We start from the raw sequence: 20,607 nt of genomic DNA on the forward strand, positions 1-20,607 counted from the left end.
GACCCCCACCGCCCGGGGACGGTGACCCCCGCACGCCGCCCCGCCCACCCCCGGAGAACCCCGTGCCGTACTGGACCAGAAAGGCCGCCGGAGCCCTGGCCACCCTCTGGCTCGCCTCGGTGGCCGTCTTCCTGCTGCTCCGCCTGGCCCCCGGCGACCCGGTCTCCGCCGCGCTCGGCGCCGAGGCCGACCAGGAGCAGCGCGACCACCTCGGCCGCCAGCTCGGCGTGGACCGGCCGCTGCCCGTCCAGTACGCCACCTGGCTCGGCGGGCTGCTCCGCGGCGACCCCGGACTCTCCTTCCACTACCGCGAACCGGTCACCCGGATGATTGGCCAGAGCCTCGGATCCACCGTCCAACTCGCCATCGCCGCGGGCCTGCTGATGCTCGTCCTCGGCCTGCTGCTGGGCGCCGCGCTGGCCGCCGAGCGGCGCGGCCGGCTGGCCCGGGCGCTCGACCCGCTCACCACCGCCGTGCTCGCCCTGCCGGTGTACGTCACGGCGGTGCTGTTCGTCTTCGTCTTCGCCGTGCTGCTGCGCGTCCTGCCGGCCGGCGGCGAGCGGGACCTCTTCACCGCGCCGGACCTGTCCGTGCAGTACCTGGCGCTGCCCGCCGTCGCCCTGGCCCTGCCCGGCTCGGTGGTGCTCGCCCGGCTGCTCGCCACCGAGCTGCGGCGCACCCGGCAGGAGGAGTTCGTGCTCACCGCGATCGCCAAGGGCGCCCCGCCCCGGCGGATCCTGCTGCGGCACGTGCTCCCCAACAGCCTCGCGCCGTTCTGCGTCGAGTTCGGGCTCAACCTGGGGGAGCTGCTCGGCGGCGCCGTCGTCGCCGAGCAGCTGTTCGCGCGGCACGGCCTCGGACAGCTGCTGCTCGACGCGATCAACCAGCGGGACTACCCGGTCGCGCAGACCCTGATCATGCTCGCGGTCGCGGTGGCCGTCACCGTGCAGCTCGGCTCCGAGTTGCTGGTCGGCCGACTGGACCCGCGGATCGCCCGCGCCGGCGCCGGGGAGGCCCGATGAGCACCACGTCCGTTCTCGCCGCGATCGGTCGCCGCGCGCTGCCCTCCGCCGTGCCCGCCGTGCTGCGCGACCGGCGCGGGCGGACCGGCGCGGTGCTGGTCGCCCTGGTGGTGCTGCTCGGGCTGCTCGGCCCGCTGCTGCTCCCCGCCGACCCCTACCAGCAGGGCCGCGAGGCGCTGGCCGGACCGTCCTGGTCCCACCCGCTCGGCACCGACGAGGTCGGCCGCGACCTGCTGGCCCGCGCGCTGTACGGGGTTCGGATCGAGCTGCTGGTCTGCCTGCTGGCCGTCCCCGTCGCCGCCGTGCTCGGCACCCTGCTCGGGCTGCTCGGCGGCCTGAACCGGCTGCTCGGCGAGGTCGTCCAGCGCCTGTTCGACCTGCTGCTCGGCTTCCACGGGCTGCTGCTGGGGCTGGCGATCGCGCTGATCGTGCGTCCCGGCCTCGGCAGCGTCGTGGTGACCGTCGTGCTGAGCGCGCTGCCCGTCTTCGGTCGGCAGGCCCGGGCCGCCCTGCTCGCCCAGCTCGCCCGCGACCACGTGGTGGCCGCCCGGGTGCTCGGCGTGCCGAGGGCGCGCACGCTGCGCCGGTACGTGCTGCCCAACGTCACCGACGCCGCCACCGCGCTGCTGGCCGTGGCGATGGCGCACGCTGCCAAGATCGAGGGCGGCCTGAGCGTGCTCGGCTTCGGCATCCAGCCGCCCACCCCCTCGCTCGGCACGATGATCAACACCGGTAGCAAGTACCTCTTCCTGCACCCGGGTTACGCCCTCGCGCCGGTGCTGCTGCTGGGCCTGCTGGTCTTCGGACTGACCCTGCTCGCCGACTCGTTCAACCGGGAGAAGCTGCGGTGACCGCGCCGACGACGAACACCCCGACGGCCCCTGCGGCCGCGACGGCCCCGACGACTCCGACGCCTCCGACGACCGCATCGCCGCTGCTGGAGGTGGCCGGGCTGCGGGTCGAGGCCGGACCTCACCAGGTGGTCCACGGCGTCGACTTCACCATCCGCCCGGGCGAGATCCTCGGCCTGGTCGGCGAGTCCGGATCCGGCAAGACGCTCACCGCGCTCGCCGTCAACCGGATGCTGCCGCCCGGCTGCCGGACCACCGCCGGCACCGTCCGCCTGGACGGCACCGACCTGCTCACCCTCCCCGGACCCGCCGTCCGCGCCGTCCGGGGCCGGCGGATCGGCATGGTCTTCCAGGACCCGCTCGCCTACCTCAACCCCCGGATGCCGATCGGCCGCCAGCTCGCCGAGGCCGCCCTGGTGCACGGCGCGAGCCGGACCGACGCCCGCGCCCGTGCGCTCGAACTCCTCGACCTGGTCGGCATCCCCGAGCCGGCCCGCCGCTACCGCGACCGCCCGCACGAGTTCTCCGGCGGCATGCGCCAGCGCGTGCTGATCGCCATGGCGATGGTCAACCGGCCCGACCTGCTGATCGCCGACGAACCCACCACCGCCCTCGACCCGACCACCCAGGCGGGCATCCTCGACCTGCTGGTCCGGCTCCGCGACGAGACCGGTACCGCCGTCCTGCTGATCACCCACGACCTCGGCGTGGTCGCCCGAAGCTGCGACACCGTCCAGGTCATGTACGCCGGGCGGATCGCCGAACGTGCCCCGGTCGAGCGGCTGTTGGCGGAGCCGCGACACCGCTACACGGCCGGACTGCTGGCCGCCGTGCCCCGGCTGGACGGCCCGCGCGGGCTGCCGCTCGCCGTGATCGGCGGCCGCCCGCCCGCCGCCGGGGAGCCGCTGCCGGGCTGCGCGTTCGCGCCGCGCTGCGCCGCCGCGGTGGAGCGGTGCGGGCAGGAGGCGCCCGGATGGGCGACGGAGTCGGGGACGGGCGGGGAGCGCGGGTACGCCTGCCACGTGCCGGTGGCGCCGGGGGAGGCGGCCCCGGCCGCTCCCGAGGTGCCCGAGGCGCTCGCGGAGCCCGCTGTGTCCACGAAGGCCGTGCCCGCCGCCGAACCGGTGCTGGTCGCCGAGAACCTCACCGTCCGCTACGGACGCCGCCGTCGGGGCGCGCCCGCGCTCGACGGCGTCGGCCTGACCGCCGCGGCGGGCCGGGCCGTCGGGGTGATCGGCGAGTCCGGCTCCGGCAAGTCGACACTGGCCCGCGCCCTGCTCGGGCTGCTGCGCCCGAGCTCCGGCACCGTCCGGGTCGGCGGCCGGTCCTGGGAGGGGGCCACCGCGGCGGAGGAACGCGCGCTGCGCCGCCGGGTCCAGTTCGTCTTCCAGGACCCGTACGCCTCGCTCAGCCCGCGGATGACCGTGCGCGAGGCGCTCGCCGAGCCGCTGCTCGCCCACGGGCTGCCACTCGGGCGCATCGAGGAACTGGTCGAACTCGTGGGCCTGCCAGCCGAGTTGCTGGACGCGCTGCCGCACCGGCTGTCCGGCGGCCAGCGTCAGCGGGTGGCCGTCGCCCGGGCGCTCGCCGTCGGGCCGGAGGTGCTGGTGGCCGACGAGCCCACCTCCGCGCTGGACGTCTCGGTGCAGGCGCAGATCCTCAACCTGCTGCTCGACCTGCGCCACCGCACCGGCGTCGGCCTGGTGTTCATCTCGCACGACCTCGCGCTGGTCCGCCACCTCTGCGACGAGGTGCTGGTGATGCGGCACGGCCGGGTGGTCGAACAGGCCCCCACCGAGCGGCTGTTCACCGCCCCCGAGAATCCGTACACCCGCGAGCTGCTCGCCGCCGCCGGGCAGCACTGAACCCGATCCGACTCCTCCGAGGAACACCATGACGCCGTCCGCTCGACCGTCCCGCCGCCAACTCCTGCGCGGCGCGGCCTCCGTGACCGCCCTGACGGCGGCCGGCGCGCTCGGCGCCGGGCCCGCCCAGGCCGCGCCGCGCCGCCCGTCCGGCACCCCCGAGGTGACCGGACTCGGCCCGGGCAACGCCGACTTCCCGCTGATGAGCGCCACCCTGATCGGTGAGACGCTCTGGATCGGCTCGCGCAACCTGGCCCCGGCCAAGGTGGTCGGTTACCACGTGCCGACCGGCCGCGTCACCGGCACCGCCGTCCTGCCGACCGGCAACTTCGTGCAGGGCTCGGCCGCCCACGCCGGCGTGCTGTACCTCGGGGTCACGGACGCGCCGAAGGCCGCCAACCTCTACCGCTTCGACCCGGCCGACGGCAGCGTGCGCGGCCTCGCCACCGTGCCCGGCGCGGACGTGCGGGACGTCGCGGTCGCCCCCGACGGCGTGCTGTTCGCCACCGGCCGGCAGAAGGGCCGGGCGGCCGGCCCCGGGCTGTACGCCTACGACCCCGCGACCGGTGTGCTTTCCGAGGTCGCCTCGCCCGCGCCGGGCGCCACCCAGGGCCGGGCCGTCGAGGCCACCGCGACCCACGCCTACCTGGGCGTCGGCAGCAACCTCGCGGGCGGCGGCGGGGCCACCCTGGCCTCGCTGTTCGCGGTCGAGCGGGCCACCGGCCGGGTCGCCGACATCACCCCGCCCGAGCTCGCGGCCGACACCATCGTGCGCCAGATCACCGCCCTCGGCGACGACCTGCTCGCCGTCTCGACCGAGGGCAGGCCCGCCCACGTCGCCCTGCTGGACCCGGCCACCCATGCCGTGCTGCGCTCCTTCCCGGTGCCGGGCACCAAGAGCGTCACCAACTTCCAACGCCTCGGCGACACCGTCTGGTTCACCTCCACCGAGCACGGCACCGTCTGGCGCTACCGGCTCGGCGCGGACGCTCCGGAGGCCTTCGCGGTGCCCGTGCCCGACGGCAACTCCTGGGGCCTGGGCCGGATCGGTGACACCCTGGCCGGTGTCACCGAGGGCGGCACCGCCTGGACCCTCTCCACCAGCACCGGCGCCGTGACCACCACCGACCTGGTGGCCGCCGGTGCGCCCGCCGAGGCGCAGCTCGGCATGTCGGTGGCCGCCCGGTACGGCCGGGTGTACGTCGGCGGCAACGGCTCGGTCGCGCTGCACGACCTGAACGCCGGGACGGTGCGGAAGCTCCCCGTCCCCGGCGAGGCCAAGGACACCGTGGTCCTCGAGGACGGCACCCTCTACCTGGGCGTCTACTCCTCGCAGGGGATCTGGCGGTACCGGCCGTGGGCCGACGAGGTGCCGGTCCAGGAGGCGAGGCTGCCGCAGGAGCAGAACCGCCCGCAGACCGTGCGCTGGGACGACGAGCACCGCCTGCTGCTGCTCGGCGTGCAGGCCGACACCACCGGCGGCGGCTCGTTCGTCACCTACCGCCCCGGCAGCGGGCAGCCGACCGTGCACGTCGACCCGCTCGGCCCGGAGCAGCTGGTGCGGGCCGTGGCGGCCGGGCACGGACAGGCGTTCCTCGGCGGCGACAACGCCAAGACCGCCGGCCCGCGCGGCGACCTGGCGGCCTGGGACCCGGTGGCCGGGCGCGAACTGTGGCGGACCACCACCGACTTCGGCTCGGGCATCAGCAGCCTGGAGGTGCACGGGCACCGGCTGTTCGGCATCACGGTGAACGGGCAGGCCTTCGCCGCGGACCTGCGGACCGCCCGGCCGGGCCGCGCCCCGGTGATCGACGTCCGCTCCGACCTGCGGGCGATCACCTCGGCCAACCCGCGGCTGCTGGTCGCCCGCGGCCGGCTGTACGGGATCAGCGAGAAGACGCTCTTCCGCCTGGACCCCGTGACGCTGGCCGCCACCGTGCTCGTCCAGGTGGACGCCGAGTGGTACAGCGGAGCCCGGGTCGCGGCCGACGATGCCGGCGTGCTGTACACGCTGCGCGGCCGCGAGCTGATCGCCGTCCGGGACCGGTGAATCGCACGGTGCCCGCCCCCGGTCGGAGCCCGGGGCGGGCGCCGTCGCGCTCAGTAGGCCGGGAAGGCCTTCCCGGCCGGGCAGAACGGCTCGCGCGCTCCCCGGAACGCCGTGCTGCAGGCGTCCAGCGCCCCCGGGCGCAACTCCGTCACCCGGCCGGCGGCGGCGAGCGAAACCAGTGTGGTGCCGCCGAGGTAGGCCGCGCCGAGCTCGGCCGCGGACAGCCGCAGGTCGGCCGGAGCGGTGGTGGGCTCGCACGAGACCGTGTCGCCGTCGGCCACCAGCCGGTGGTGCCCGGCGTTCCACGGGCAGAAGTCGTCCTGGACGTCGAGCACGACGTCCAGCGGCGTGGCGTACCGGCGGGCGGCGAGCGCGCGGCCGACGTCCACCAGCCGGACCCAGAGCCGGTCCACGGTACTGACCCGGGCGACGCGTGGGTCGGTGAGCAGGTGCACCAGCGGCTCGTCGGGCGCGCCCTCGTACTCCAGCCGGAAGAAGAGGTCGATCCCGATGAGGTGGTCCCAGAGCGCCGCGTACGCCGGGACCGTCGCGGCGGTCACCTCGACGACCCGGACGGCGCTGTTCCCGCCGTCGTCCTTGAGCCGGTACAGCGCATAACCGTCGGGGGTGCCGTCGGCCGCGCGGTGGACGGCGTGACGCAGGGCGGTGGCGCCGCCGCGCGAGCCCGCGTCGTCCCGGAGCCGGGCGTCCCAGAACGGCTCGGTGCGGTCCGGCCAGCCGGCCCGCTCGCGGCGAACCCGGTCGTAGACGGCGGCGACCAGCGGCCGGGCCCGCCCGGCGTCCAGGAGCCGGACGGTTCCCGTGCCGAGGTCGGTGCCGGGGCGCAGCCGCAGGAGGCGCTTGTCGGCGTGGAACAGCGCGCCCCGGGTGGCCGGGCCGTAGCCGAAGCGGCCGTAGATGCCGGCCTCCGAGGCGCGCAGGGCGGCGATCGGCTCGGTGCCGCGTGCGCGCAGGTCGTCGAGCTGGCGGCGCATCAGGGCGGTGAGGACACCCCGGCGGCGGTGGGTGGGGGAGACGCCGACCCAGGTGACGCCGGCGACGGGAAGTTCGGCGCCGGGCACGGTGAGCCGGCGGATGTGCGCGGCGGCTCCGCCGACCGGTTCGCCGTCCTCGTCGAACGCGGCGAGGGAGCGGTCGAGGTCGAGGACGGCGCGCTCGGCGGCGAGTTCCGCCCCGTCCGTGTCCTCCCCGTAGGTGTTGGTGAGGACCCGGGCCCAGCCGTCGAACTCGTGGGCCTCCAGCGGGCGGATGATCGGGCGGAAGGTCGGGCGCGCGTCGGTCATCCGCCCTTTCTAGTCCGGCGGAGGTTCGGGCGCGACCGGTTTTCCCGGGCCGGTGCGCCCGGACCGGTCCCGTCCGTTCGGCCCGCCCTCTCCGGCCGGTTGTCTCAGCCCGGGCCGAGGGCCCAGGCGACCAGGGACAGGGTGGCCATCGAGACCAGCGTCGAGGCGAGCACCGAGTCCCGGGCGAAGGCGGCTCCGTGGCCGTACTCGCGTGCGTAGGTGAACGCGTTCTGAGCGGTCGGCAGGGCGGAGAACAGCACCACGGTGAGCAGCTGGTGCGCCGGCAGGCCGAGCACCAGCGCGCCGACCGCCCAGGCCGTCAGCGGCTGGACGACGGTCTTGAGCGCGACCGCCGTCCCGACCTCCAGGTAGCGGGAGGCGCCGGTGACGGCGGGCGGGTGGCAGAGCGAGAGGCCGAGCGCCACCAGGGCGGTCGGCACGGCCGCGCCGCCGAGCAGTTCGCAGGAACGGCTCAGCTCGGCGGGCGGGTGCCACCCGGTCGCCGACACCGCGGCGCCGAGCCCCACGGCCAGCAGGATCGGGTTGCGCAGCGGCAGCGTGAGCGCGGCCCGCAGTCCGGCGCGCCGCGAGTCGAGGACGGTCAGTACCACCGGGGTGACCAGCAGGATCTGGAACAGCACCACCGGGCCCACGAAGGAGGCGTCGCCGAGCACCTGCACCGCCACCGGGATGCCCAGGTTGGCCGAGTTGACGTAGCCGGCGGCCATCGCGCCGAGCGCCCGCTCCGGCACTCCGCGCCCGAACAGCCGCTGCGAGGCGAGCAGCCCGAGCCCGCCCGCGACCACCGTGCCCGCGACGAACGCCGCCATCGACGGATTGGCGAACCGGTCCAGCGGCGTGCGGGCGATCATCAGGAACAGTGCCGCGGGCATGGCCGCATGGAAGACGAAACGATTCAGCACCTGCTCCGCGTGCTCGCCGAGCAGGCGGCTGCGGCCGAGCAGGTAGCCGACGCCGGTCAGCGCCCAGATCGGGGCGAAACCGGACAGCAGCGGGTGCAGGCTGGGCATGACTCCCTCGGTGCGGTCGCGGGCGGGGCCCGGCGGGGCCCGGCGGGGCCTGGTGGGCGGGACGCCGGAAGTCAATCAGCCGGGCGCACGGCCGCCACGGGCGGGCCCCCGCGCGGCCCGGCGGGCCCTGCGCCTACCATGGCGGCGTGGAGTACCTGAGCCTGGCCGAGGTCGAGCGGATCGCCCGGAACGCGCACGCGGGGCAGACCGACAAGAACGGCCGTCCCTACACCGAGCACCTGGCGGCGGTCGCCCACGGCGTCGCCGAGCGCGGCGGCAGCGAGGAGCAGATCGCGGCCGGCTGGCTGCACGACGCCGTCGAGGACGACGCGCTGACGCGTGAGTGGCTGGCCGGCGCCGCCCTCGGCGACACCACCAAGGCGATCGTGGACGCGCTCACCAAACGGCCCGGCGAGCCGCTGGAGGAGTACACCGCGCGCATCCTGGCCACCCCCGGCGCCCTCGTCGTCAAGCAGGCCGACCTCGCGCACAACTCCGCGCCGGACCGGCTGGCGAGCCTGGACCCGGCCACCGCCGAACGCCTCGCCGCCAAGTACCGCCGTACCCGCGAACTGCTCGGCCTGGACCCCGAATCCGACTGACGGGCCGTCAACTCTCGTCGGTGACCGGCACGAAGCGTGCGAACGGGTCGCCGGTTCGGGCACAGTGCCCGGCGAGCAGCGCGCGGAAGCGGTCCAGCAGCGCCGAATGCCGGGCGTCCACCGCCAGGTTGACCATCTCGCCCGGATCCTCGGTGAGGTCGAACAGCTGCTCCCGGTGGTCCCCCCAGGCGTAGCAGACGTACTTGTGCCGCTCGTCCCGGATCATCCGGCCTAGCGCGTTGTTGAACCCGGGCAGCTCCCAGCGGGTCTCCACCACCACGCTCTCCCGGGGCTCCGGCGCCCGCACGCTGCGCCCGGGCAGGCCGGGCGGCACGGGGATCCCGGCGAGGTCGCAGAGGGTGGGCAGCAGGTCCGGTCCGGTGGAGACCAGCCGGTCGCTGACCTCGCCGGGCGTGCCGCCGGGCCCGCTGACCAGGAACGGCACCCGCACCGACTCCTCGAACAACGCCCACTTCTGGTTCCACCCGTGCGCGCCGGTGCCGTCGCCGTGGTCGGAGGTGAACACCACGACGGTCTGCCGGCCGGTCGTCCGCTCGTGCTCGCGCAGGGCGGCCAGCACCGCGCCGAGGTTCGCGTCCACCCGCTCGACCAGCGCGTAGTACGCCTGCCGGTAGCGCCGCCAGTCGTCCTCGCGCCACTCGGCGGTGGGGTGGGTGTGCGCCCAGGCGCGCTGGGCGAGCCGGGGGAGCCGTGCCTCGTACGGTGCGGGCGGGAAGTTGGCGGGCAGCGGCGGGCACTGCGCGACGGGCGGCGGGGCGGGCAGCGGGCCGGTCTTCGGCTGCTGGCCGCGCGCCCATTCGCAGATGCCGTGCGGCTCCAGGAACGAGAGCACCAGCAGGAACGGGCGGGGGTGCGGCGTGCGGAGGAAGGCGGCCGCGGCGCGGGCGAGTGCGGCGTCGTCACCGGCCGGGTGGAGGCGGCGGAAGCCGCGGCCCTCGGGCAGGTCGAGTTCGGGCAGGTGCCACTTGCCGCCGTAGGCGCAGTCGTAGCCGGCCTCGGCGAACACCCGGCCCAGCAGCGGCTCCGGCGCGGTGCCGTCGGGCGCGGCGGCCTCGTTGCCGGTGACGCCGAGCGCGCTGGGCAGCTGTCCGGTGAGCAGGCTGGCCCGGGAGGGCGCGCACAGCGGCTGGGCGCAGTACGCCTGCCGGTAGAGGGTGCCGGCGGCGGCCAGCGCGTCCATGTGCGGGGTGCTCAGGTGCGGGTTCCCGGCGGCGCCCATCGCGTCGGCGGTCTGCTGGTCCGTCAGGACGACCAGCACGTCGGGCAGGTGGCTCGACACGGGTCAGGCCATCCGTTCGTAGGCGCCGCGCTCCAGGGCGTGGCGGAGCGGTTCGCCGTGGGCCCACCGCTCGAACTCGCCGACCACCAGGTCGCCGAGGCGCCGCCGCTCCAGGCCCTGGCTGCCGGCCAGGTGCGGGGTGACCACGACGTTCGGCAGGGTGAACAACGGTGAGCCGGGCAGCGGCGGTTCGGGATCGGTGACGTCCAGGACCGCGAACAGGTCGGGCCGTTCGGCGAGCACGTCGAGCAGGGCCGGCTCGTCGAGGACGGCGCCGCGCGCGGTGTTGACCAGGGCGGCGCCGGGCTTCATCGAGGCGAGCAGGCGCCGGCCGACCAGTCCCCGGGTCTCCGGGACGAGCGGGGTGTGGACGCTCACCACGTCGGCGGTGGCGAAGAGTTCGTCCAGGCCGACCGCCCGCACCCCCGGCGGCGGTGCGGTGTACGGATCGTGGGCGATCACCCGCAGGTCGTAGCCGCGCAGCCGCTCGCAGACCAGCCGCCCGGTCTCCCCGAGCGACAGCACGCCGACGGTGGCCCCGTACGCGCCGGGGGCCCGGCCGGACCGGACGGGCGCTCGGGCGGCGCGGGCGGCGAGCACGTGCCGCCAGCCGTCCTTGAGCGCGTAGACGATCTGCGCGACGGTGAACTCGGCGACCGGTACGGCGTTGGCGTGGGCGGCGGTGACGATCGGGATGCCGGCCGCCCAGAACTCCTCGGTGATGATCCGCCGCACCGACCCGGCCGCGTACAGCACCAGGGCCAGCCGGGGCATCCGCTCCAGCGCCGCCGCGTCGAGTACGGGCCCGCCCCACCCGGTGAGCAGCACCTCGACCTCGCGCAGCGCGTCCGGCGCCGCGTCGAGCCGCTCGCGGCCCCAGACCCCGCCCGGTTCGGCCAGGTCCTCGACGACGTCCGCGCGTGCCAGCACCCGGGCGCGCGCCTCGGGGCCGTAGACATCGGGGAAGCGGACCGGGTCCATGGCGAAGGCGGCCGCGAACATCCGGATCTCCTTGGGTCGATGGGCCACGAGGAGTTTCTATCACATTGAGAAATAGTCAGGCGGACCTGTGGCCGACCTGCGCTCCGGAGGTTGTGCGCCCGGGGCGGCTCAGCGCGTGATGAAGGTGGCCCCGTCGGCCAGCCGGACGGCCGCCGCGGCGGCGCCCACCAGCTCGGTGGTGGTCGAGTGCACCATCATCAGCCGCGGCAGCACCGGCACCCGCCCCTGCAGCCGGGACTCGATCGCGGGCAGCATCTCGCCGCCGCTCTCCCAGAGCAGCCGCCCGCCGAGCGCGACGAGCTCGGGGCCGAGCACACTCGTCAGATTGGCCACCAGCAGGGCCAGGTCGTCGGTGAACTCGTCGACCAGCCGCCCCGCCGCCGGCACGCCCTCCCGTGCCAGCCGGAACAGCTCGGCGACCCGCTCGGCCGACGTCCCCGAGACGGTCAGCCCGGCCTCGGCGATCCGCCGGTCGACGGCGTGGTCGCCGATCCGGGCCTGGGTGTCGCCGGTGCGGCCCAGCGGACGGTCCAGCGCCCGGCGGTCGCCCATCAGGTACCCCAGCGCCCCCGCCGACCCCAGCCGGCCCCGGTGCAGCCGGCCGTCCAGCACGATGCCGGCGCCGACCTCGATCCCCACCACCACCGCGGCGAGGTCGCTCACCCCGGCGCCCGCCTCGCCGTGCTGCACGGCCAGTGCGACCAGGTCCACATTGCTCTCGACCGCCACCGGGACGCCCAGCCGCTCGTGCAGCAGCGCGCGCAGCCGCAGCCCGGGCCAGTCCAGCGCCGGGGCGAACTCCACCAGCCCGGTCCGGTCCCGGACCACCCCGGGCACCCCGACCACCAGCGCGCGCGGCGCGCCCGCGTGCCGGGTGGCCCACGCCCGCAGCCCGTCGACCAGCGCCAGCAGCGGTCCGGTGAGGTCCTCGGCGGACGGCTCGCGGACGCGCTCCGGCCCGAGGCCCGCCGCCCAGTGGTGCTCGGCCTCGTGCAGCACGCTGCCGTGCAGGTCGGCGACCACCCCGACGATCCGGCGCGGACGCATCGCCACCGCGAGGACGGTCTGCGCCCCGGCGTTGTACCGGATCAGCTGCGGCGGGCGGCCCCCGCTGGACGGCGCGCGCTCGGCCTCCACCACCACCTGGCCCGCCGCCCGCAGCACCTCGACCAGCCGGTGCACGGTCGCCGTCGACAGCCCGCTCTCGGCCGCCAGCCGTTGCCGGGACAGCGACCCGTGCCGGCGCAGCACCTCCAGCAGCACGGTCTGGTTGACCTGCGCCACGGTCTGGGTGGTGGCGGTCGCCGGGGTGCGGGGGGACTTGGGCACCGGGTGCTCCTCGGGCGGGGCCGGGCGGGGCCCGAGCGGTGGCGGGACTTCGTCTCGGCCCGAATATATCCGAGCCCCCCGGCCTCGATATTCGAGCCTTCCGGCCCGGATGTCCGAGCCTCCCGGCCCCGACCGGCACCGACCGGCCCGGGAACGCCCGAAGGCCCGGCCGCGCGGATTGCGCGCGGCCGGGCCGTGGGTCACCCCGGTGATCCCTGTCCGACCCCGGGGTGAGGGGGGACAGATGGTCCGGTGAAGTCGAGTACCGCTACTGGTCGGCTTAGTACCAGTGGTGGGTCTGCCAGAACGCCCAGGCGTTGTTCGGGCTGCCGTAGCGCTCGTTCATGTAGTCCAGCGCCCAGCGGATCTGGGTGGTGGCGCTGGTCTTCCAGTCGGAGCCGTGCGAGGCCATCTTGGAACCCGGCAGCGCCTGCGCCAGGCCGTACGCGCCCGAGGACGGGTTGGTCGCGGTCACGTTCCAGCTGGACTCGTGGGCGATGATCTGGCTGAACGAGTTGAGCTGGTTCGCCGGGACGATCTGCGCGGCGATGGTCTGCGGCGACGGGGTCGCGGCGGACGCGGCGGCGGGCACCAGGCCGGCACCCAGGGCGGTCACGGCGGCGGCACCGGCGAGAACGGCGGCGGAGGAACGCATACGAAGCTTGAAAGCGGGCATGAAGAACAAGACCTCAATCAGGTTGGGCCGGCGTTCGCCCCGCCCGGACCGTGGCCGGACAGGGGCCGAAACGGTCGCGGGGCGTACGCCGGACAGTCGTTGTGAAGAGCCGCACTCCGGTGGGACAGGTACCGAGTGCGGCTGGCGACGAGACCAATTGTTGCCAGACGGGTTTGCCCGCTGCCAAGACCCCTCCACTACGACGCCCCGTCGTAGCGATCCCGCGCTCCGTCGATTCGAAGGCCCCCCGCCGAGGCCCCTGACCTGCGACGCTTTCACCCCCGCCCGGGTATCGGCCCGAGCACTACCGTCCGTCGTGCCGAGGGAATCCTTGTGAGCGCACTCACCGCCCGGCACCCCCGCCCGTCACCCACCGCCACCGGCGCCACCACGCCGAGTCGCGGTTGATCTGAGACCGGCACCACAACGGGGGTGCCCGAACGGGGACTTCGGGTGGGGGGAACTCCTCACGGCAGTGCCCCGCCGGGTGTCACGGATGGATTCCGTGACACCCGGCGGGGCACTCTCAGGCGATCCGGTTACAAGAACCGATCGGTTCTCCGGCTGTCACCGGTCGCGCCGCTTCAGTTGTTGCGGCGGCGCCTGGTGAGGGCGAGGGCGAGTCCGCCGATGATCAGCAGTGCGCCTGCGATCCCGACCACCGTGAGGACGGCGGTGCCGGTGCGGGCGAGGATGCCGGTGGGGCCGGGTTCGGCGGGCTTGCCGGGTGTGACCGGGTCGGGTTCGACCTTGACGGTGGCGGTGGCCTCGGGGGAGGTGACGCCGTTGCCGGTGGCGGTGGCCGTGTTGACGACCTTGCCGTGCTGGGCGTCCTGCGCGGTGATGGTGTGCGGCTTGGTGGTGCACAGCATCGTCTCGCCGGGGGCCAGGCTGCTCCTCGGGCAGGTCACCTCGCCGGCGGTGGGGTCGTCGACCCTGATGCCGGTGACGGTGGCGGTGCCCTGGTTGGCGACGGTGAGCTTCCAGTCGATGCGGTCGCCGGTGTCGGTCCTGCCGTTGCCGTTGACGTCGGTGACCTCGGCGGTCTTGGTGAGGCCGAGCGCGCCGCGACCGTCGGAGGGGACGGTGATCCCGGACGGGGGCGACACCGGCGGCTCGCCCTTGGGCGGGGTGCCGGTGGCGGTGGCCGTGTTCCTGATCGTGCCGGCGTCGACGTCGGCCTGCGTGACCGTGTAGGCGGCGGTGCAGGTGGCGGTGGCGCCGGGCGCGAGCGAGGCCGCGTCCTTCGGGCAGGTGACGGGGGAGAGCTTGCCGGTGCCGGTGAACTCGCCCTCGGTCACCTTCACGTCCTTGACGGTGACGTTGCCGGTGTTGGTGACGGCGAACCGGTACGTGACCTTCTCACCGGCGACCAGCCTGCCGGGCTTCTCGGTCTCGGCGGACTTGACCACCGCGAGCGCGGGCTTCGGCGCCTGCGGCAGCTCCACCTCGGACGGGGGCGACACCGGCGGCTCACCGCGCGGCGGGGTGCCGGTCGCGGTCGCGGTGTTCTTCACCGAGCCGGCGTCGACGTCGGCCTGGGTCACCGTGTAGCCGGCGGTGCAGGTGACGGTGGTGCCGGGGGCGAGGGTGGCGGCCTCCTTGGGGCAGGTGATCGGGTCGAGCTTGCCGTGGCCGGTGAAGTCGCCTTCGGTGATCTTGATGTCCTTGAGCGTCACGTTGCCGGTGTTGCGCACCGCGAAGCTGTAGGTGATCTTCTGGCCGGCGACGAGCTTGTCCTCCTGACCGGTGGAGGCGGACTTGACCACGGACAGGCCGGGCTGGTCGTCCGTCGTGATGGTCGTCTCGGACGGCGGCGACACCGGCGGCCGGCCCTTGGGCGGGGTGCCGGTGGCGGTGGCGCTGTTCTTGACCGTGCCCGCGTCCACGTCGGCCTGGGTGACGGTGTAGGTGGTGGTGCACAGTACCGTCGCGCCGGGGGCGAGGGTGGCGGCCTCCTTGGGGCAGGTGATCGGGTCGAGCTTGCCGTGGCCGGTGAACTGGCCCTCGGTGACCTTGACGTCCTTCAGCGTCACGTTGCCGGTGTTGGTGACGGCGAACTTGTAGGTGACCTGCTCGCCGGCGACGAGCGTGCCGGTCGAGGAGGTCTTCACGACCGCCAGCGCGGGCTTCTCCGGCGCCGGGACGATCGTCTCGGACGGCGGGGAGACGGGCGGCTCGCCGCGCGGCGGGGTGCCGGTGGCGGTGGCGGCGTTCTTGATGGAGCCGGCGTCGACGTCGGCCTGGGTGACGGTGTAGGTGGCGGTGCAGGTCGTCGACGCGCCGGGGGCCAGGGAGGCGGCCTCGGCGGTGGGGCAGGTGACCGGCGACAGTGTGCCGGTGCCGGTGAACGCGCCCTCGGTGACCTTCACGTCCTTGAGCGTGACGTTGCCGGTGTTGGTGACCGTGAAGTCGTACCGGACCTGCTCGCCGACCACGAGCTCGTTCGGCTTGCTGCTGTGGCCGGTCTTGACCACGGACAGGCCGGGCTGGTCGGTCGTCGTGATGGTCGTCCCGGTGGGCGGGGAGACCGGCGGCTCGCCGCGCGGCGGGGTGCCGGTACCGGTGGCGGTGTTCTTGGTGGAGCCGGCGTCCACGTCGGCCTGCGTGACCGTGTAGGTGGCGGTGCAGGTGACGGTCGCGCCCGGCGCGAGCGAGGCGGCCCCGCTCGGGCAGGTGACCGGCGACAGCGTGCCGCTGCCGGTGAACGCGCCCTCGGTGACCTTGACGTCCTTCAGCGTGACATTGCCGGTGTTCTTCACCTCGAACTTGTAGACGACCTCCTCACCCGCGACCAGCGTGCCGGTCGAGGCGGACTTCACCACGGACAGACCGGGCTGGTCCTGCGTGGTCACCGTGACCTCGGACGGCGGCGACACCGGCGGCGGGCCGCTCGGCGGCGTACCGGTCGCGGTCGCGCTGTTCTTCACCGAACCCGCGTCCACGTCGGCCTGCGTGACCGTGTAGGTGGCGGTGCAGGTGACGGTGGCGCCGGGCGCGAGCGAAGCGGCGCCGCTGGGGCAGGTGACGGGGGAGAGCGTGCCGGCGCCGGTGAACGCGCCCTCGGTGACCTTGACGTCCTTCAGCGTGACGTTACCGGTGTTCTTCACCGCGAAGCTGTACGTGATCTGCTCACCGGTGACGAGGTTGCCGGTCGAGGCCGACTTCATCACGGTCAGCTTCGGGTCGTTCGGTGCCGGGACGGTCACCTCGGACGGAGGCGACACCGGCGGCGGTCCGGTCGGCGGGACGCCGGTGGCGGTGGCGGTGTTCCTGATGGAGCCCGCGTCGACGTCGGCCTGGGTGACGGTGTAGGTGGCGGTGCAGGTCATCGTCACGCCGGGGGCCAGCGAGGCGGCCTCGGCGGTGGGGCAGGCGAGCGGCGACAGCTCGCCGGTGCCGGTGAACTCGCCCTCGTTGAGCGTGATGTCCTTGAGGGTGACGTTGCCGGTGTTCTTGACGACGAAGCTGTAGGTGATCGTCTCGCCGACGATCAGCTTGTCGGGCCGGCTGCTGGTGGCGGTCTTGGCCACGGTCAGTGCCGGCTCGTTCGGCGCCGGGACGGTCACCTCGCTGGGCGGGGAGACCGGCGGCGGGCCGGTCGGCGGGACGCCGGTCGCGGTCGCGGTGTTCCGGACGAAGCCCCGGTCCACGTCGGCCTGGGTGACGGTGTAGGTGGCGGTGCAGGTCATCGTCGCGCCCGGAGCCAGCGAGGCGGCCTCGGTGGCGGGGCAGGTGATGGCCGGCGGTGTGCCCGTGCCGGTGAACTCGCCCTCGGTGACCTTGACGTCCTTGAGCGTGACGTTGCCGGTGTTCTTCACCGCGAACTTGTAAGCGACCGTCTCGCCGACGATCAGCTTGTCGGGCCGGCTGCTGGTCGCGGTCTTGGCCACGGTCAGCGCCGGCTCCGACGGCCCGGGGACGGTCACCTCACCCGGAGGCGAGACGGGCGGCGGTCCGGTCGGCGGGACGCCGGTGGCGGTGGCGGTGTTCTTGACGGAGCCGGCGTCGACGTCGGCCTGGGTGACGGTGTAGGTGGCGGTGCAGGTCATCTCCGCACCGGGCGCCAGCGAGGCCGCCTGGGCGGTGGGGCAGGTGACGGGGGACAGCGTGCCGCTGCCGGTGAACGGGCCCTCGGTGACCTTGACGTCCTTCAACGTCACGTTGCCGGTGTTCTTGACGACGAAGCTGTAGGTGATCGTCTCGCCGACGATCAGCTTGTCGGGCCGGCTGCTGGTGGCGGACTTGACGACCGTCATCGCGGGAGCCGGGGGCTGGGTGATGGTGACGTCACCCGGAGGCGACACCGGCGGCGGGCCGCTCGGCGGCGTACCGGTCGCGGTGGCGCTGTTCTTCACCGAACCCGCGTCCACGTCCGCCTGCGTCACCGTGTAGCCGGCGGTGCAGGTGACGGTGGCGCCGGGCGCGAGCGAGGCGGCCTCCGCCGGACAGACGACCGGGTCGAGCTTGCCGCTGCCGGTGAACGGGCCGTCGGTGACCTTGACGTCCTTGACGGTGACGTTGCCGGTGTTGGTGACGCGGAAGCTGTAGGTGATCTTCTCGCCGGCCACCAGCTTCTCGGTGGAGGAGGTCTTGGCCACCGCCAGTGCCGGAGCCGGGGGTTCGGTGATGGTGACCTCGCTCGGAGGCGACACCGGCGGCGGTCCGGTCGGCGGGTTGCCGGTGGCGGTGGCGCTGTTCTTGACCGAGCCGGCGTCGACGTCGGCCTGGGTGACGGTGTAGGTGGCGGTGCAGGTCATCGTCGCGCCGGGGGCCAGCGAGGCGGCCTCGGCGGTGGGGCAGGTGACCGGGGAGAGCGTGCCGGTGCCGGTGAACGCGCCCTCGGTGACCTTCACGTCCTTCAGCGTGACGTTGCCGGTGTTCTTCACCCCGAACGTGTAGGTGATCGCCTCACCGGCGACGAGCTTGCCGGTCGAAGCCGACTTCACCACCGTGAGCTTCGGGTCGTTCGGTGCCGGGACGGTCACCTCGGACGGAGGCGACACCGGCGGCGGTCCGGTCGGCGGGGTGCCGGTGGCGGTGGCGCTGTTCTTGACCGAGCCCGCGTCCACGTCGGCCTGGGTGACCGTGTACGTGGCGGTGCAGGTGACGGTGGCGCCCGGGGCCAGCGAGGCGGCCTCGGCACTCGGGCAGGTGACCGGCGACATGGTGCCGCTGCCGGTGAACGCGCCCTCGGTGACCTTGACGTCCTTCAGCGTGACGTTGCCCGTGTTCTTGACGGCGAAGCTGTAGGTGATCTGCTCACCGAGGACGAGCTTGTCGGGCCGGCTGCTGGTGGCCGACTTGACCACCGTCATCGCGGGAGCCGGCGGCTCGGTGATCGTCACCTCGGACGGCGGGGAGACCGGCGGCGGGCCGCTCGGCGGGGTACCGGTCGCGGTGGCGGTGTTCTTCACCGAACCCGCGTCCACGTCGGCCTGCGTCACGGTGTACCCGGCGGTGCAGACGACGGAGGCGCCCGGAGCGAGCGAAGCGGCACCGCTCGGGCACGTCACCGGGTCGAGCGTGCCACTGCCGGTGAACGCGGTCTCGGTGACCTTGACGTCCTTCAGCGTGGTGTTGCCGGTGTTGGTGACACGGAAGCTGTACGTGATCTTCTCGCCGGCGACCAGCTTGTCGGTGGAGGCGGACTTGACCACGGTCAGCGCCGGGTCGGACGGCGCCGGGACGGTCACCTCGCTGGGCGGGGAGACCGGCGGCGGGCCGGTCGGCGGGTTGCCGGTGCCGGTGGCGGTGTTCTTGATGGAGCCGGCGTCCACGTCGGCCTGGGTCACCGTGTAGGTGGCGGTGCAGGTCATATCCGCGCCGGGGGCCAGCGCGGCCGCCGGACCGGCGGGGCAGGTCGCGACCGGCGGGGTGCCGGTGCCGGTGAACCCGGTCTCGTTGACCTTGACGTCCTTCAGCGTGACGTTGCCGGTATTGGTGACCACGAAGCTGTACGCGATCTGCTCACCGAGGACCAGTTTGTCCGGCCGGCTCGTGGTGGCGGACTTGACCACCTTCAGGCCGGGGTTGGACGTCGCGGTGACCGTCGCCGAGTCCGGCTGGGAGACGGTCGGGGTGGTGGACCCCGGAGCGGTGCCGTGCGCGGTGGCGGTGTTCTTGATCGAGCCGGCGTCCAGGTCGGCCGGGGTGACGGCGTAGGTGGCGGTGCAGGTCAGCGACGCACCCGGGGCCAGCGGACCGGCCGGGCAGTCGATCACCGGCGGCGTGCTGCCCGAGAACGCCGTTTCGGTGACACCCGGGTTCGACAGCTCGACGTTTCCGGTGTTGGTCAGCACGAAGGAGTACTTCACGCTGTCGCCGACCTTGCTCACGGTGCCCGGGTCGGCCGACTTCTTCACCGTCAGCGCCGGCGCCGCGGCGCAGGTCTTCACCGAGGACTGGTTGTTGCCGGCCGTCGGATCCTGCTCATTGGCCAGCACCGCGCCGGTGTTGGTGACGCAGCCGGTCATCGTGGCGGGGCTGTCCGCCGTGATGGTGATGGTGTTCTCGACCCCCGCGAGGGTGCGCCCGCCGACACACACCACCGTGTTGCCGGCGACGGTGCAACCGGGCGCCGTGGTCTTCACGTTGGTGAGCGGCGCCGGGACGGTGTCGGAGACGGTGTAACCGCTGGCGTTACCGGGCCCGTTGTTCTTCACCTTCAGCGTGTACGTCACGGTGGTGCCCGGCCTCACCACGTCCGGACCGCTCTTCACGATCGACAGGTCGGTCGGCTGACCAAGCGAGGCCGCGCCGTCGTTGTAGGCGCTCGCCGGTCCCGGTGACGAGGAGACGAGGGTGAACGTCGGGTTCGCGGCCGCCGGATTGGTGATCTTGATCTGGTAGACCGTTCCGGACGTGTTCTCAGAGATGCCGATGTTGTCGTTGCCGAACGTCCAGGCGGCACCGAAGCCACCGGCGCCCAGCGTCACCGTCGCGGCGGGGAACGTTGTGACCGTCTTGGCCGCTCCAAGGAGATCCGCGCGGACCAGGTAGCCGCTCGTGTCGACACCCCAGAAGTAGCCGTTCGCGTAGGTGAGATCCCATGCGTTCGGTACCGCGGACAGCTTGATCGTCGCGGTCACCTTGCCGGTGGCGACATTGACCCGGTAGACCGTGTCGGTCGAGCTGTTGCCGACGTAGAGACTCCCGTCCGGCGCGAAGGCGCCCCAGTTGATCCCGGTGCCCGGCACGATGTCGGTACCGACGCGGGTGACGACGCCGCCCTGCCCGATCCGGACGACCGCACCGGGGGTCGTGCCGGTGTCGATGCCGTACAGGTAGTTGTCCGCCGGGTTGTAGCTGATGGCGTTGTAGGAGGTCGAGGCGACGGGACCTTCCGGCTGGAAGGTGACACTGCCGGATGCTCCGGTGATCGACCGGTACAACCGCGTCGGCGATTCCTGCGCGATGAAGACCTGGGGGTCCGCCGGATTGAACGGGTCACCCGCCGCCGCGTGCGACTGCGGCGCGGCGAGGAACGGGAACGCGACGGCGCCCGCTCCGATCAGCAGGGCCATCACCAGCAATCCGATGAGTGAGCGGCGCGGCCGCCCCCGGTGCCGCCCT

At 74.0% G+C, this 20,607-nt stretch carries 12 protein-coding genes; 5 read left to right on the top strand and 7 right to left on the bottom strand.

The features are described 5' to 3' along the window. The first annotated feature begins 62 nt into the window (after nucleotides 1–62). The 4 genes from ACFVVU_RS26065 to ACFVVU_RS26080 are packed head-to-tail and all read left to right on the top strand — an operon-like array spanning nucleotide 63 to nucleotide 5,788. Nucleotides 63–1,022 carry an ABC transporter permease gene (locus ACFVVU_RS26065; RefSeq protein ID WP_355368904.1) on the top strand — a complete coding sequence of 320 codons (960 nt, stop codon included), beginning with the start codon at nucleotides 63–65 and terminating at the stop codon, nucleotides 1,020–1,022. Continuing rightward, nucleotides 1,019–1,873 carry an ABC transporter permease gene (locus tag ACFVVU_RS26070; protein WP_380681212.1) on the top strand — a complete coding sequence of 285 codons (855 nt, stop codon included), beginning with the start codon at nucleotides 1,019–1,021 and terminating at the stop codon, nucleotides 1,871–1,873. The genes ACFVVU_RS26065 and ACFVVU_RS26070 overlap by 4 nt, the downstream gene beginning before the upstream one ends. Beyond that, complete coding sequence (locus tag ACFVVU_RS26075) at nucleotides 1,870–3,738, top strand: dipeptide ABC transporter ATP-binding protein (RefSeq protein WP_387792503.1); 1,869 nt, start codon at nucleotides 1,870–1,872, stop codon at nucleotides 3,736–3,738. The genes ACFVVU_RS26070 and ACFVVU_RS26075 overlap by 4 nt, the downstream gene beginning before the upstream one ends. 28 nt (nucleotides 3,739–3,766) lie before the next feature. Beyond that, nucleotides 3,767–5,788, top strand: coding sequence for a hypothetical protein (locus tag ACFVVU_RS26080; protein ID WP_387792505.1), 2,022 nt, complete (start codon nucleotides 3,767–3,769; stop codon nucleotides 5,786–5,788). 50 nt (nucleotides 5,789–5,838) lie between these two features. Here the strand turns inward: ACFVVU_RS26080 and ACFVVU_RS26085 are convergent, their stop codons facing one another. Both ACFVVU_RS26085 and ACFVVU_RS26090 read right to left on the bottom strand, forming a co-directional pair. Next, complete coding sequence (locus ACFVVU_RS26085; RefSeq protein ID WP_387792508.1) at nucleotides 5,839–7,092, bottom strand: GNAT family N-acetyltransferase; 1,254 nt, start codon at nucleotides 7,090–7,092, stop codon at nucleotides 5,839–5,841. A gap of 104 nt (nucleotides 7,093–7,196) precedes the next feature. Then, on the bottom strand, nucleotides 7,197–8,123 hold the full coding sequence (locus tag ACFVVU_RS26090; RefSeq protein WP_387792510.1) for an AEC family transporter: 927 nt from the start codon (nucleotides 8,121–8,123) through the stop codon (nucleotides 7,197–7,199). Nucleotides 8,124–8,269: 146 nt separating this feature from the next. Between ACFVVU_RS26090 and ACFVVU_RS26095 the strand changes: the two genes are divergently transcribed. Continuing rightward, nucleotides 8,270–8,725 carry an HD domain-containing protein gene (locus ACFVVU_RS26095; RefSeq protein WP_380681227.1) on the top strand — a complete coding sequence of 152 codons (456 nt, stop codon included), beginning with the start codon at nucleotides 8,270–8,272 and terminating at the stop codon, nucleotides 8,723–8,725. Nucleotides 8,726–8,732: 7 nt separating this feature from the next. Here the strand turns inward: ACFVVU_RS26095 and ACFVVU_RS26100 are convergent, their stop codons facing one another. The 5 genes from ACFVVU_RS26100 to ACFVVU_RS26120 form a co-directional block, all read right to left on the bottom strand. Continuing rightward, complete coding sequence (locus ACFVVU_RS26100; RefSeq protein WP_387792512.1) at nucleotides 8,733–10,025, bottom strand: sulfatase; 1,293 nt, start codon at nucleotides 10,023–10,025, stop codon at nucleotides 8,733–8,735. A 3-nt stretch (nucleotides 10,026–10,028) separates the two neighbouring features. Continuing rightward, a complete protein-coding gene (locus ACFVVU_RS26105) occupies nucleotides 10,029–11,054 on the bottom strand; it encodes a hydroxyacid dehydrogenase (protein WP_387792514.1) in 1,026 nt (341 codons plus the stop codon). An 81-nt stretch (nucleotides 11,055–11,135) separates the two neighbouring features. After that, entirely contained in the window at nucleotides 11,136–12,356 is a 1,221-nt protein-coding gene (locus tag ACFVVU_RS26110) for an ROK family transcriptional regulator (RefSeq protein ID WP_380681234.1), read from the bottom strand. Between the two features lie 280 nt (nucleotides 12,357–12,636). Continuing rightward, the gene (locus ACFVVU_RS26115; protein WP_380715351.1) at nucleotides 12,637–13,011 is read right to left on the bottom strand and encodes a transglycosylase SLT domain-containing protein; all 375 of its coding nucleotides are present in this window, start codon (nucleotides 13,009–13,011) and stop codon (nucleotides 12,637–12,639) included. A 605-nt stretch (nucleotides 13,012–13,616) separates the two neighbouring features. Then, nucleotides 13,617–20,558 (bottom strand): DUF6923 family protein, encoded by a 6,942-nt coding sequence (locus ACFVVU_RS26120; RefSeq protein ID WP_387792516.1) that lies wholly within the window; start codon nucleotides 20,556–20,558, stop codon nucleotides 13,617–13,619. Nucleotides 20,559–20,607: the final 49 nt, after the last annotated feature.

This window comes from Kitasatospora sp. NPDC057965, from assembly GCF_042887135.1.
In the GTDB taxonomy this organism is placed as follows: domain Bacteria; phylum Actinomycetota; class Actinomycetes; order Streptomycetales; family Streptomycetaceae; genus Kitasatospora.